9 protein-coding genes are annotated in these 13376 nt (G+C 63.6%); 7 read left to right on the forward strand and 2 right to left on the reverse strand.

Annotated features, from left to right (window positions below; genetic code table 11):
• Nucleotides 1–98 precede the first annotated feature (98 nt).
• From QRN22_RS04495 to QRN22_RS04525, 7 genes are all read left to right on the forward strand, one after another.
• Complete coding sequence (locus QRN22_RS04495; RefSeq protein ID WP_042552664.1) at nucleotides 99–1016, forward strand: LysR family transcriptional regulator; 918 nt, start codon at nucleotides 99–101, stop codon at nucleotides 1014–1016.
• A 179-nt stretch (nucleotides 1017–1195) separates the two neighbouring features.
• The gene (gene mexE, locus QRN22_RS04500) at nucleotides 1196–2425 is read left to right on the forward strand and encodes a multidrug efflux RND transporter periplasmic adaptor subunit MexE (RefSeq protein WP_042552663.1); all 1230 of its coding nucleotides are present in this window, start codon (nucleotides 1196–1198) and stop codon (nucleotides 2423–2425) included.
• Nucleotides 2426–2521: 96 nt separating this feature from the next.
• A complete protein-coding gene (locus QRN22_RS04505; protein WP_042552662.1) occupies nucleotides 2522–5695 on the forward strand; it encodes an efflux RND transporter permease subunit in 3174 nt (1057 codons plus the stop codon).
• A complete protein-coding gene (locus QRN22_RS04510) occupies nucleotides 5692–7104 on the forward strand; it encodes an efflux transporter outer membrane subunit (protein ID WP_042552661.1) in 1413 nt (470 codons plus the stop codon). The genes QRN22_RS04505 and QRN22_RS04510 overlap by 4 nt, the downstream gene beginning before the upstream one ends.
• Nucleotides 7105–7427: 323 nt before the next feature.
• Nucleotides 7428–7934: a disulfide bond formation protein B gene (locus QRN22_RS04515; protein WP_052493753.1), complete on the forward strand. Its 507-nt coding sequence runs from the start codon at nucleotides 7428–7430 to the stop codon at nucleotides 7932–7934.
• 7 nt (nucleotides 7935–7941) lie between these two features.
• A complete protein-coding gene (locus QRN22_RS04520) occupies nucleotides 7942–9243 on the forward strand; it encodes a glycosyltransferase (RefSeq protein WP_042552660.1) in 1302 nt (433 codons plus the stop codon).
• A 161-nt stretch (nucleotides 9244–9404) separates the two neighbouring features.
• Nucleotides 9405–10400, forward strand: coding sequence for a TRAP transporter substrate-binding protein (locus QRN22_RS04525; protein ID WP_042552659.1), 996 nt, complete (start codon nucleotides 9405–9407; stop codon nucleotides 10398–10400).
• A 162-nt stretch (nucleotides 10401–10562) separates the two neighbouring features.
• On the opposite strand, the gene cysG is transcribed toward QRN22_RS04525, so the two are convergent.
• Together cysG and serS are read right to left on the reverse strand one after the other, a co-directional pair.
• Nucleotides 10563–11960, reverse strand: a complete 1398-nt coding sequence (gene cysG / locus QRN22_RS04530) for a siroheme synthase CysG (protein ID WP_042552679.1) — start codon at nucleotides 11958–11960, stop codon at nucleotides 10563–10565.
• Nucleotides 11961–12079: 119 nt separating this feature from the next.
• Nucleotides 12080–13360, reverse strand: coding sequence for a serine--tRNA ligase (gene serS / locus QRN22_RS04535; protein WP_042552658.1), 1281 nt, complete (start codon nucleotides 13358–13360; stop codon nucleotides 12080–12082).
• Nucleotides 13361–13376: the final 16 nt, after the last annotated feature.

The following is a 13376-nucleotide window of genomic DNA, read 5'->3' on the forward strand; positions in this document are numbered from 1 at the left end:
TACCGGTGTCTTTCCCAATTCGCTCAAGTGCTCGTACTATTGGCGAACAAGGCTCTCACTAGCGTCCCGCTCTGGCAAGCCCGCACATTGGTACTTGGATGAACCGCAACGACCTGCGCCGTCTCGATCTCAACCTGCTGATCGTCTTCGAAACGCTCATGCACGAACGCAGCGTGACTCGCGCGGCCGAGAAACTGTTTCTCGGCCAGCCGGCGATCAGCGCCGCATTGTCGCGGTTGCGCACGCTGTTCGATGACCCCTTGTTCGTGCGCACCGGGCGTAGCATGGAGCCCACGGCACGCGCCCAGGAGATCTTCGGCCTGCTCTCGCCTGCGCTGGATTCGATTTCGACGGCAGTCAGCCGTGCTTCGGAATTCGACCCAGCCACCAGCACGGCGGTATTTCGTGTCGGCCTGTCCGACGACGTCGAATTCGCCCTGCTTCCTGCCCTGCTCCGCCGTTTGCGCTCTGAAGCGCCCAATGTGGTGCTGGTGGTGCGCCGTGCCAACTACCTGCTGATGCCCAACCTGCTGGCCTCCGGGGAGATTTCGGTAGGGGTGAGCTACACCGAGGAACTACCGGCTAACGCCAAGCGCAAGACCCTGCGCCGCAGCAAGCCGAAGCTGCTGCGTGCCGATGTCGTGCCCGGGCCGCTGACCCTGGACGACTACTGCGCTCGCCCACATGCCATGGTGTCTTTCGCGGGCGACCTCAATGGTTTCGTCGATGAACAACTGGCGCGCTTGAACCGCAGCCGCAAGGTGGTGCTCGCCGTGCCGCAGTTCAATGGCCTGGGCACCCTGCTGGCGGGCACCGACCTGATCGCCGTGGTGCCCGACTACACCGCCGCCACTCTGACTGCCGCTGGTGGCCTGCGCGCCGAAGACCCACCGTTCGAAAGCAACAGCTTCGAGATGTCCATGGCTTGGCGCGGCGCCCAGGACAACGACCCAGCCGAACGCTGGCTGCGCTCGCGAATCCAGATGTTTTTCGGTGATCCGGACAGCCTCGAATAGCGGCTTTATCTGTATTTAGCGATCTATGCAATATAGATAGGTAGCTTGCTATTAATATTCCAAATCGTAATATCATCATTCACAGTGATATTTATCTTCAGGGCATTCGATTCGTTCCTGGATGTTGCTGAGACCAGACTCCGCCTCCATCACTACCAACACCTTGGCGGATCGTAATCATGGAACAGCCCACTACCCGGCTCTGGCCCTTCCCTCTTGCACTCGCCGCGACGCTGGTTCTCGCTGCCTGCGGCAAGAGCGAGGAAGTGGCACAGCAGATGCCCGCTGCGAAAGTCAGCGTGGCCGAAGTCATCGAACAGCCACTCAACGAGTGGGATGAATTCACCGGTCGCCTCGAGGCCCCTGAATCCGTGCAAGTCCGCCCACGCGTTTCGGGCTTCGTCGACAAGGTGAGCTTCAATGAAGGCGCCCTGGTGAAGAAAGGTGACCTGCTGTTCCAGATCGATCCGCGCCCCTTCCAGGCCGAAGTCAAACGCCTCGAAGCGCAACTGCAGCAAGCCCGCGCCAATCAGGCTCGTACGGTCAGTGAGTCACGCCGTGGCGAGCGTCTGCGTGAGGGCAACGCGATCTCCACCGAGCTGGCCGATGCGCGCAAGACCGCAGCCCAGGAAGCTCAGGCTGCAGCGGCCTCCATTCAGGCCGAGCTCGACAACGCCCGCCTCAACCTCAGTTTCACCCGCGTGACCGCGCCTATCGACGGTCGCGTCAGCCGTGCCGAAGTCACTGCCGGCAACCTGGTGACCGCCAGCGAGTCGCTGCTGACCTCGCTGGTTTCCACCGACAAGGTGTATGCCTACTTCGATGCCGATGAGCGCGCCTTTCTCAAGTACACCGATCTGGCCCGCAAGGCCGGCCATGACAGCCGCGACAAGAGCCCGGTGTATCTGGGGCTGTCGAACGAAGACGGCAATCCGCATCTGGGCCAGCTGGACTTCCTCGACAACCAGGTCAACCCGCGTACCGGCACCATCCGTGGCCGCGCGGTGTTCGATAACGCAGACGGTCGCTTCACCCCGGGCCTGTATGCGCGTTTGAAACTGGTCGGTAGCGATACCTACGACGCCACCCTGATTCAGGATGTCGCCGTCGGTACCGATCTCGGCAAGAAATTCGTGCTGGTGCTCGGCGCCGACAACAAGGTCGTCTACCGCTCCGTGCAGTTGGGGCCGAAGCTCGAAGGTCTGCGCATCGTCCGTGACGGCCTGGCCAAGGGCGAACGTGTGGTGGTCAACGGTCTGCAGCGGGCGATCCCGGGCAGTACCGTGGAGCCGCAGGCCGTGCCGATGGCCGACGAGAAAACCCTTGCGGCTCTGGAACGTCAGCGTCGAGCGGTGGCTTCGGCCCGCGCCGAGCGCAGTGACGAGCCGCTGAAGGTCAGCCTCAAGTAACACCCCGCTTCACCCGCTTCTCTTACCTGAAATCCTGCTCGCGCTGCTGATGGCGTGGGCAGGCTGGGCTGTGCCCGTCATTCCAAGGACACTCAGATGAACTTTTCCCAGTTCTTCATCCAGCGGCCGATCTTCGCCGCCGTGCTGTCGCTGATCATTCTGATCGGCGGCGCCATCTCGCTGTTCCAGCTGCCGATCAGCGAATACCCGGAAGTGGTGCCCCCCACCGTGGTGGTTACTGCCAACTTCCCGGGCGCCAACCCCAAGGTCATTGGTGAAACCGTGGCCTCGCCGCTGGAGCAGGCCATCGTCGGTGTCGAGGGCATGCTGTACATGTCCTCCCAGGCCAACAATGACGGGCGCATGACGCTGACCATCACCTTTGCCCTGGGGACCAATCTGGATACCGCCCAGGTGCAGGTGCAGAACCGCGTGACGCGCACCATGCCGACCCTGCCCACCGAGGTGCAGCGCCTCGGTGTGACGGTCGACAAGGCCTCGCCGGACATGACCATGGTGGTCCACCTGACGTCGCCGGATAACACCTACGACATGCTCTACCTGTCCAACTACGCCGCGCTGAACATCAAGGACGAGCTGTCGCGCCTGGACGGTGTCGGTGATGTACGGCTGTTCGGGCTGGGTGACTACTCGATGCGCGTCTGGCTCGACCCGGACAAGGTCGCTTCCCGCGGGCTGACTGCCACCGACGTGGTCAACGCCATCCGTGAGCAGAACCGTCAGGTTGCCGCCGGTTCCCTGGGCGCACCGCCCGCCGCGGGTGACAACAGCTTCCAGCTGTCGATCAACGCCCAGGGCCGCCTGGTTACCGAGGAAGAGTTCGAGAACATCGTCATCCGTGCCGGTGAGAATGGCGAGATCACTCGCCTCAAGGACATCGCGCGGATCGAACTGGGCTCCGAGCAGTACGCACTGCGCTCGCTGCTCAACAATCAGCCGGCGGTCGCCATGCCGGTCTTCCAGCGTCCGGGCTCCAACGCCATCGCCATTTCCGATGCGGTACGTGAGCGCATGGCCGAACTGAAAGAGAGCTTCCCTCAGGGCGTTGATTACGAAATCGTCTACGATCCGACCATCTTCGTGCGCGGCTCCATCGAGGCGGTGGTGCACACCCTGCTCGAGGCCATCGTGCTGGTGGTATTGGTGGTGATCCTGTTCCTGCAGACCTGGCGCGCGTCGATCATTCCCCTGGCTGCCGTGCCGGTGTCGTTGATCGGCACCTTCGCGGTAATGCACATGTTCGGCTTCTCGCTCAACGCCCTGTCGCTGTTCGGCCTGGTGCTGGCCATCGGTATCGTGGTGGACGACGCCATCGTGGTGGTGGAGAACGTCGAGCGCAACATCGGCCTCGGCAAGACGCCGGTCGAAGCCACCAAGCAGGCGATGAAGGAAGTCACCGGCCCCATCGTCGCCACGGCGCTGGTGCTGTGTGCGGTGTTCATCCCTACCGCGTTCATTTCCGGGCTTACCGGACAGTTCTATCAGCAGTTCGCGCTGACCATTGCCATCTCCACGGTGATCTCGGCCTTCAACTCCCTGACCCTGTCGCCGGCCCTGGCTGCCGTACTGCTCAAAGGCCATGACCAGCCCAAGGATCGCTTCTCCCGCGGTCTCGACCGCCTGTTCGGTCGCTGGTTGTTCAACCCCTTCAACCGGGTATTCGACCGGGCCAGCAATGGTTACGTCAGCACCGTGCGCCGGGTATTGCGCGGCAGCGGCATCGCGCTGGTGGTCTACGCCGGCTTGATGGGCCTGACCTACCTGGGCTTCTCCAGCACACCGACCGGCTTCGTGCCGCCGCAGGATAAACAGTACCTGGTCGCCTTCGCCCAACTGCCGGACGCTGCCAGCCTGGATCGCAGCGAAGCGGTGATCAAGCGCATGTCCGACATCGCCTCCAAGCACCCCGGCGTGGCCAATACCGTGGCGTTCCCGGGCCTGTCGATCAACGGCTTCACCAACAGCCCCAACAGCGGCATCGTGTTCGTCACCCTGAAGGGCTTCGACGAGCGCAAGGATCCGTCGCTGAGCGCCAATGCCATCGCGGCCGAGCTCAACGGCAAGTTCGCCGATATTCAGGAAGCCTACATCGCCATCTTCCCACCACCACCGGTGATGGGCCTCGGCACCATTGGCGGCTTCCGCGTGCAGGTTCAGGACCGCGCCAACCTGGGCTACGACGAGCTGTACAAACAGACCCAGAACATCATCGCCAAGAGCCAGCAGGTGCCGGAACTGGCTGGGTTGTTCACCAGCTATCAGGTCAACGTGCCGCAGGTGGAAGCCAGCATCGACCGTGAGAAGGCCAAGACCCACGGCGTGGACATCGATCAGATCTTCGACACCATGCAGGTCTACCTGGGCTCGCTGTACGCCAACGACTTCAACCGTTTCGGGCGTACCTATCAGGTCAACGTCCAGGCCGACCAGCAGTTCCGTCTGGAGGCCGATCAGATCGGTCAGTTGAAGGTGCGCAACAACCGTGGCGAGATGATCCCGCTGTCGACCTTCGTGAAGGTCAGCGACAGTGCCGGCCCTGATCGGGTCATGCACTACAACGGCTTCATCACCGCGGAAATCAACGGTGCGGCAGCGCCCGGCTACAGCTCCGGCCAGGCCGAAGCGGCGATGGCCAAGCTGTTGAAGGAAGAGCTGCCCAACGGCATGAGCTTCGAGTGGACCGAGCTGACCTATCAGCAGATCCTCGCCGGCAACACCGCGCTGTTCGTGTTCCCGCTCTGCGTCTTGCTGGCCTTCCTGGTGCTGGCCGCTCAGTACGAAAGCTGGAGCCTGCCGCTGGCGGTGATCCTGATCGTACCGATGACGCTGCTGTCGGCGATCACCGGGGTGATTCTGGCAGGTGGTGACAACAACATCTTCACTCAGATCGGATTGATCGTACTGGTGGGATTGGCGTGCAAGAACGCCATCCTGATCGTCGAGTTCGCCAAGGAGCAACAGGAGCATGGCCTCGATCGCGTCGCCGCGGTGCTGGAAGCCTGCCGTCTGCGCTTGCGACCAATCCTGATGACCAGCTTCGCCTTCATCATGGGCGTGGTGCCGCTGGTGCTGTCGAGCGGCGCGGGTGCGGAAATGCGCCATGCCATGGGTGTTGCAGTGTTCAGCGGTATGCTCGGGGTGACCTTCTTCGGCCTGCTGCTGACGCCGGTGTTCTATGTGCTGATCCGGGCGTTCGTGGAGAAACGCGAAGCCCGCAAGGCAGCCCGTCTGCAGGAGGTGCAGGCATGAAATCGCTGATCGATAAGGTGCCGCGCAGCCTGCTGCTCAGCGCCCTGACGCTTGCCCTGAGTGCCTGTGCGGTCGGCCCGGATTATCGGGCACCGGACAGCGCCGCCGTGACCTCGGCGCAGAGCGCCGGTGGCGGCTATGACACCAGCCGTTTCGAAACCCAATGGTGGCAGCAGTTCGAAGATCCGACCCTGAGCCAACTGGTGCAGCAGTCGCAGCAGGACAACCGCGAACTGCGCGTGGCTTATGCCCGACTGCGCGCCGCCCGGTCCATCCGTGACGATGTCGCCAATGACCGGCTGCCTACCGTGAGCAGCCGAGCCAGCAGCGAAATCGGCAAGGCCCAGCAACCTGGGGTGACCGAGGAACGCGTCAATGCCGAGCGCTATGACCTGGGCCTGGACATGGCCTGGGAACTCGATCTGTTCGGCCGAATTCAGCGACAGCTGGAAGCCAGCGAGGCGCAGATCGATGTCGCCCAGGCCGACTATCAGCAACTGCAGGTCAGCCTGATCGCCGAGCTGGTGGATGCCTACGGCACGCTGCGTGGCGCGCAACTGCGTGAACGTATCGCCCGTGACGACCTGGACAACCAGCGCTCGTCGCGGGACATCATCGAGCGACGTCGTGAGGTGGGCATGGGCAGCGAGCTGGACGTGCTGCGTTCCGATGCCCGCCTGGCTGCCACCGAGGCCACAGTACCGCGCCTGCAGGCCGAGCAGGTGCGGGCTCGCAACCGCATCGCCACCCTGCTCGGCCAGCGGCCTGATCAGCTCAGCGTCGACCTGGCGCCGCGGCCTCTACCCGCCATATCCAAGGCGCTGCCGATTGGCGACCCTGGCGAGTTGCTGCGTCGCCGCCCGGACATTCGTGCTGCCGAGCGCGAGCTGGCCGCAGCGACCGCCCAGGTTGGCGTGGCCACGGCCGATCTGTTCCCACGGGTCAGCCTGTCCGGCTTCCTGGGTTTCACCGCAGGCCGTGGCTCGCAGTTGGGCTCATCGGCGGCGCGCGCCTGGAGCGTGGCCCCGACGATCAGCTGGGCCGCCTTCGATCTGGGCAGCGTTCGCGCTCGTTTGCGCGGTGCCGAAGCCGATGCCGATGGGGCACTGGCCGGTTACGAGCAGCAGGTGTTGCTGGCCCTGGAAGAGTCCGAGAACGCCTTCAGCGATTACGGCAAACGCCAGGAACGCCTGCTCGCATTGGTGCGTCAGTCGGAGGCCAGCCGTGCCGCGGCAGCCCAGGCCGGTTTGCAGTACCGCGAAGGTACGGCCGACTTCCTGGTGCTGCTCGACGCCGAACGCGAGCGGCTGGCTGCCGAAGACAGCCAGGCTCAGGCCGAGGTCGAGCTGTACCAGGGCATCGTCGCCATCTACAAGGCGCTGGGTGGAGGTTGGCAGCCGGCGTCCTGAAGACTCATTTCCCTCCCGGCCGCTTCGTCGGCCCTTGCAGCCCCACGCAGATACCCCTCTGCGTGGGGATTTTTTTGGATGCTTGAAAGCGCGTGCACTGTTGTTGTGGGAACGGGCCATGCCCGTGATTTCGCGCGCATGGACTAGGCGTCCCCGCGCGCTCCCACAAATAGTGGTCAGGCATGGCCTTAAGCTGCCCCCCATCCATGCCCGCAAAAAATGATGGTTTTCATCGGAATCCTCGATTGCCGCGCACGCCACCTTCCGGTACAAACGGCAGCTTGTCGCCGTGGCCCGGCCGTCCCGTCTCGTTGGAGAAGTTCATGTCCCGCTCTACCACGCCCGCCCCGCTACTGCTCGTGATCGCTCTGGCCAGCGCCGCCATGCTCGCCGGCGCGCTGATCGCGCAACACGTCTTTGGCTGGGAGCCTTGCACGCTGTGCGTGCAGATCCGTCTGTGGCTGGCCCTGACCACCGTCATCGCCCTGCTGCTCAGCGCCGCCGCAGCGGCCCGGCAGACCTGGCTGGCGGTGCTGCTGTGGCCGCTGCTGCTCGCCGCCAGCGGCATGGCGCTGATCGACAACGCCCACGTCACGCTCATCGAGCTGGGCGTCATGGAGAGCTTCAGCTGCTCGCCCTTCCCCTTCTATTACCAGACCCTGCCTCTGCACGAATACTGGCCGGGCGTGTTCATGAGCGGTGGCATCTGCGGGCAGAACGATTACAAGATTCTCGGCCTGCCCTTCACCGTCTGGACCCTGGCAAGCATCGCCGCGCTGTTCGCGCTGGTGCTGTTCACCCTGTGGCGCAGCATCCGCGGCAAACGCTGAGCCCGGTATGCGCAAGGTATTGGTCATCGGCTACGTCTGGCCGGAACCCCGTTCGTCCGCAGCGGGCAGCCGCATGCTCGAACTGCTCGGCGTGTTTCGCGGCCAGGGCTGGCAGGTCACCTTCGCCAGTGCTGCGGCGCTGTCTTCGCACCGCGCGGACCTGAGCGAGTTGCAGGTCGCCGAAGTGGCCGTTGCCCTGAACTGCGACAGCTTTGATACCCTCGTCGCCAAACTGCAGCCGGATCTGGTGCTGTTCGACCGTTTTTTCACCGAAGAGCAATTCGCCTGGCGTGTCGAGCGCGCCTGGCCACAAGCCCTGCGAGTGCTCGACACCAGCGATCTGCACTGCTTGCGCGATGCCCGTCACGGCTTGCTCAAGGCCAGCCAGCAGGCCTGCTCGAACGAAACCGAGCGGCAACAGGTCGGCCCGGTACACGCCACTGCACAGGTTCTGTACGAGGCTATGGCGGATGGCGACATGGCGCAGCGCGAGATCGCGTCGATCTATCGTTGCGACCTCACCCTGATGATTTCCGAGTTCGAGATGAACCTGCTGCAGGAGCAGTTCGGTGTGCCGGCAGCGCTGCTGCACGACTGTGCGTTGATGCTGATTCCGCCTGCGCTCGACGACCTGCCTTTTGCCGAGCGACAACACTTCCTGAGCATCGGCAACTTCCGGCACGCGCCGAACTGGGATGCCGTGTTGTGGCTCAAGCATGCGCTGTGGCCATCGATCCGCGCGCGCCTGCCACAGGCGCAACTGCACGTTTACGGTGCCTATCCGCCGCCAAAAGCTACGGCACTGCACAACCCCAAGCAGGGCTTTCATGTACTCGGCTGGGTCGACGATGCTCACCAGGTGATGGCACAGGCGAGGATCTGTCTGGCCCCCCTGCGCTTCGGCGCCGGGATCAAGGGCAAACTGGCCGATGCCATGGCCTGCGGCACGCCCAGCGTGACCACGCCAATCGGTAGCGAAGGCATGAATGGCGAGCTGCCGTGGCCCGGTAGCATCGCGACCGACGCCAACTCATTCGCCGATGCGGCGGTGCAGCTGTACGAGGACGAAACGCGCTGGCTCGACGCGCAGCGGCAGGGATATGCCCTGCTCGACGCGCGTTTCGACCGCCCGCTGCTCGGCGAAGCGCTGGTGGCCCGCCTGAATCAGCTGTTCGCGACCCGAGAGCAACATCGTCAGAGCAATTTCGTGGGGGCCATGCTGCGTCATCATCAGCACAAGAGCACCCAGTACATGTCCCAGTGGATCGCAGCCAAGAATGCGGCTATACCGGTAAAAGCAGACGTTTGACGGCAATCTGCCCGTCTTCCTTCCGCTCCTCGGACGGATGTCACAAATAGGACGCGGCGTTTGCAGTAGACTCCGCGAACAACCGTTCCCGGTTCTAGCACGGACGCTCACGCCAACCGGCGTCCGACCTGAAAATAGTCGATAAGAATAAGGTCACCCGCATGTTCAAAAAGATCGCCGTTGCGGCCGCCTGCGCCCTGACGCTCACCTCCTACACTGCCCATGCCCAAGAAGCCACATTGGTGATCAAGCTCTCCCATGTGGTGGCTGACGACACGCCAAAAGGCCAGGGAGCGTTGATGTTTCAGCGCCTGGTCGACCAGCGCCTGGAAGGCAAGGTCAAGGTCGAGGTCTACCCCAACTCGTCCCTGTATGGCGACGCCAACGAGCTGGAAGCGCTGCGCAACAACGAAGTGCAGATGCTGGCCCCGTCGCTGGCCAAGTTCGACAAGTACACCAAACAGCTTCAGGTGTTCGACCTGCCGTTCATGTTCGACGACCTGGAAGCGGTCAACCGCTTTCAGAAGCGCGCCAAGGGCCGCCAGCTACTGCGCTCGATGGAAGATCAGAACATCGTGGGGCTGGCCTATTGGCACAACGGCATGAAGCAGATGTCGGCAACCAAGGCCCTGCGCCTGCCGACCGATGCCTCGGGCCTGACCTTCCGGATCCAGAACTCCAATGTACTCGACGCGCAGTTCGCCCAGTTGGGCGCCAAATCGGCGAAGCTGCCGTTCGCCGAGGTCTACAAGGCGCTGCAGAGCGGTCAGGTACAGGGTGCCGAGAACCCCTGGTCGAACCTCTACAGCCAGCGCCTGCACGAAGTTCAGCCGTTCATCACCGAGACCAATCACGGTGTGCTCGACTACATGCTGATCAGCAATGCGCGCTTCTGGTACGGCATTCCTCACCAGATTCGCACCGAGCTCGAGGCCATCATCGACGAGGTTACCTACGCGGTGAATCGCCAGGCAGAAGAAGCCAACCTGGCCGATCGCCGTCGCATCGAGGCCTCCGGCAAGAGCCAGATCATCACCCTCACGCCGGAACAGCGTGAAGCCTGGCGCGAAGCCATGCGCCCGGTATGGCAGCAGTTCGAAGGCGAGATCGGCAGCGACGTGATCAAGGCGGCGCAGTTGGTCAACCGCAAGCATTGATCCCTTAGCCTGTGGCGTGCATGGAGCGCAGCGAACCCCGGAAACCATCACTCCAGGGTGGCTCGCTCTCGTCGCCCGGCGTTGAGCGTGGCGTTACCCGGGAAGGGTCGACCGGAGTACAGCCACGCTCGAGCACAGGCTACCGGTAAGCGGCACACGACGCTATCGAGCCGTGTCCTGGGCGCCCTCGAACCAGGCCAGTTTTTCCCGCAACTGCACCACTTCGCCGACGATCACCAGCGTGGGCGCGTGCACCTCGTGGCGTGCGACCAGGTCGGGCAGATTGGCCAGGGTGCCGGTAAATACCCGCTGATTTTCCGTGGTGCCCTGCTGCACCAGCGCTGCCGGTGTGCTCGCGGCACGGCCGTGGGCGACCAGTTGCTGGCAGATGGTCGGCAGGCCGACCAGGCCCATGTAGAACACCAGGGTCTGACTGGGCGCGATCAGCTCCGACCAGGGCAGGTCGGCGCTGCCGTCCTTGAGGTGGCCGGTGACGAATCGCACCGATTGCGCGTGATCGCGATGGGTCAGCGGAATGCCCGCATACGCGGAGCAGCCGCTGGCCGCGGTGATCCCCGGTACCACCTGGAAGGGAATGCCATGGGCGGCCAGTTGCTCGATCTCTTCGCCACCCCGGCCGAAGATGAACGGATCTCCGCCCTTGAGGCGCAGCACGCGCTTGCCGGCCTTGGCCAGGTCGATCAGGCGCTGGTTGATCTGTTCCTGGGGAACGGCGTGATCGGCGCGACGCTTGCCAACGTAGATGCGTTCGGCATCGCGGCGGCACAGTTCGATGATCGCAGGAGCGACCAGGCGATCGTAGAGCACCACATCGGCTTGCTGCATCAGGCGCAGGGCGCGGAAGGTCAGCAGATCGGGATCGCCCGGGCCTGCACCGACCAGATACACCTCACCCAGCGCCCGAGGCGCAGCACCACTGACCTTGTCCTCCAGCAGGCGGCGGGCTTCGCCTAGCTTGCCGGCGAACACGCTTTCCGCGATCGGCCCCTGAAATACGTCTTCCCAGAACACCCGGCGCTGCTGCACGTCGGGAAACAGGCTCTTGACATGTGCCCGGAAGACTTTCGCCAGACCGGCCAGCTGACCGTAGGTAGCCGGAATCCAGGTTTCGATCTTGGCGCGAATCAGCCGGGCCAGCACTGGCGCATCACCGCCGCTGCTGACCGCGACGATCAATGGCGAGCGGTCGACGATGGCAGGAAAGATCACGCTGCACTGCGCTGGTGCATCCACCACGTTGACCGGCAGGCCGATGGCCTGAGCCTGTTGGGATACCTGGGCATTCAGGGCTTCGTCATCGGTCGCGGCAATCACCAGCGATACGCTGCTCAGATCGTCGGGCTGGTAGTTGCGCAGGCGCAACTCGCCCGTGCCCTGCTCCACCAGTTCGCGCAGCTCACTGCCCACCTCGGGCGACACGACACGCAGGCAGGCCCCGGCATCGGCCAGCAGGCGCGCCTTGCGCAGGGCGATCTCGCCGCCGCCGATCACCAGCACGCGGCGATCCTGCAGTTTGTGGAACAGGGGAAGAAAGTCCATGACGATGCCCATTGCGGTCGCTCGCAAGCGACGTGTTGAAAATGGCGACCCCGAGACTCAGCTCGGGGCCTGAAATACTATGCCAAGCGGCACGCTGAAGTGCCGCCGTTACGCATGGATCAGCCGATCACTTCGATACCACCCATGTAGGGCTTGAGCACCTCGGGAACACGAATGCTGCCGTCGGCCTGCTGGTAGTTCTCCAGTACCGCCACCAGGGTACGGCCCACCGCCAGGCCGGAGCCGTTGAGGGTGTGCAGCAGTTCCGGCTTGCCGGTTTCCGGGTTGCGATAGCGCGCCTGCATGCGGCGGGCCTGGAAGTCGCCACAGTTGGAGCAGGACGAAATCTCGCGGTACTTGTCCTGGCTCGGCACCCAGACCTCCAGGTCGTAGGTCTTGGTTGCGCTGAAGCCCATGTCGCCGGTGCACAGGGCAAGGACGCGGTACGGCAGTTCGAGCAGTTGCAGAACCTTTTCGGCATGGCCGGTCAGTTCCTCGAGCGCCTCGAAGGACTTGCCCGGCTCGACCACGTGGACCATTTCGACCTTGTCGAACTGGTGCTGGCGGATCATGCCGCGGGTATCACGGCCCGATGCACCGGCCTCGCTGCGGAAGCACGGCGTGTGCGCGACGAACTTCAGCGGCAGTTGCTTGGCATCGACGATCTCGCCGGCCACGATATTGGTCAGCGACACTTCGGCGGTCGGAATCAGATAGAAGTCGGCCTCGCCTTCGCGGCTGATCTTGAACAGGTCTTCCTCGAACTTCGGCAGCTGACCCGTGCCCTGCAGTGCCGGGGCCTGCACCAGATAAGGCGTATAGGCTTCTTCGTAACCGTGCTCGGCGGTGTGCAGGTTGATCATGAACTGCGCCAGAGCGCGGTGCAGGCGGGCGATCGGGCCACGCAGCAAGGCAAAGCGCGCACCGGACAGCTTGGCGGCGGTTTCGAAATCCAGCCAGCCGTGCTGCTCGCCAAGGCTGACGTGATCCTGCACGGTGAAGTCGAAGGCCTTCGGCGTGCCCCAGCGGCGTACTTCGACGTTGTCGTCTTCGTCGGCACCGACCGGCACCGAATCGTCCGGCAGGTTGGGAATGCTCAGCAGCAGGTTGTCCAGCTCGACCTGGATGGCGTCCAGCTCGCGCTTGCCCTCTTCCAGATCGCTGCCCATGCGGTCGACCTCGGCCAGCAACGGCGCGATGTCTTCACCGCGTTGCTTGGCCTGGCCGATGGACTTGGATCGACTGTTGCGCTCTGCCTGCAATTGCTCGGTACGGGTCTGAACGGACTTGCGCTGAGCCTCGAGGGCTTCAACGCGGGTCACGTCCAGTTCATAGCCACGGGTGGCCAGGCGCTGGGCAATTTCGTGCAGTTGGCTGCGCACCAGTTTGGAATCGAGCATTTCAGGTTCTCGTCGA

The sequence above is a fragment of the Pseudomonas sp. MEJ086 genome (assembly GCF_030209025.1).
GTDB lineage: Bacteria > Pseudomonadota > Gammaproteobacteria > Pseudomonadales > Pseudomonadaceae > Aquipseudomonas > Aquipseudomonas fulva_A.

Bases quoted from the DNA above. Each gene is read 5' to 3' on its own strand.
- QRN22_RS04520 (WP_042552660.1), top strand. From the start codon at position 7,942: ATGCGCAAGGTATTGGTCATCGGCTACGTCTGGCCGGAACCCCGTTCG.
- QRN22_RS04525 (WP_042552659.1), top strand. From the start codon at position 9,405: ATGTTCAAAAAGATCGCCGTTGCGGCCGCCTGCGCCCTGACGCTCACC.
- serS (WP_042552658.1), bottom strand. From the start codon at position 13,360: ATGCTCGATTCCAAACTGGTGCGCAGCCAACTGCACGAAATTGCCCAG.
- QRN22_RS04515 (WP_052493753.1), top strand. From the start codon at position 7,428: ATGTCCCGCTCTACCACGCCCGCCCCGCTACTGCTCGTGATCGCTCTG.
- mexE (WP_042552663.1), top strand. From the start codon at position 1,196: ATGGAACAGCCCACTACCCGGCTCTGGCCCTTCCCTCTTGCACTCGCC.
- QRN22_RS04505 (WP_042552662.1), top strand. From the start codon at position 2,522: ATGAACTTTTCCCAGTTCTTCATCCAGCGGCCGATCTTCGCCGCCGTG.
- QRN22_RS04495 (WP_042552664.1), top strand. From the start codon at position 99: ATGAACCGCAACGACCTGCGCCGTCTCGATCTCAACCTGCTGATCGTC.
- cysG (WP_042552679.1), bottom strand. From the start codon at position 11,960: ATGGACTTTCTTCCCCTGTTCCACAAACTGCAGGATCGCCGCGTGCTG.
- QRN22_RS04510 (WP_042552661.1), top strand. From the start codon at position 5,692: ATGAAATCGCTGATCGATAAGGTGCCGCGCAGCCTGCTGCTCAGCGCC.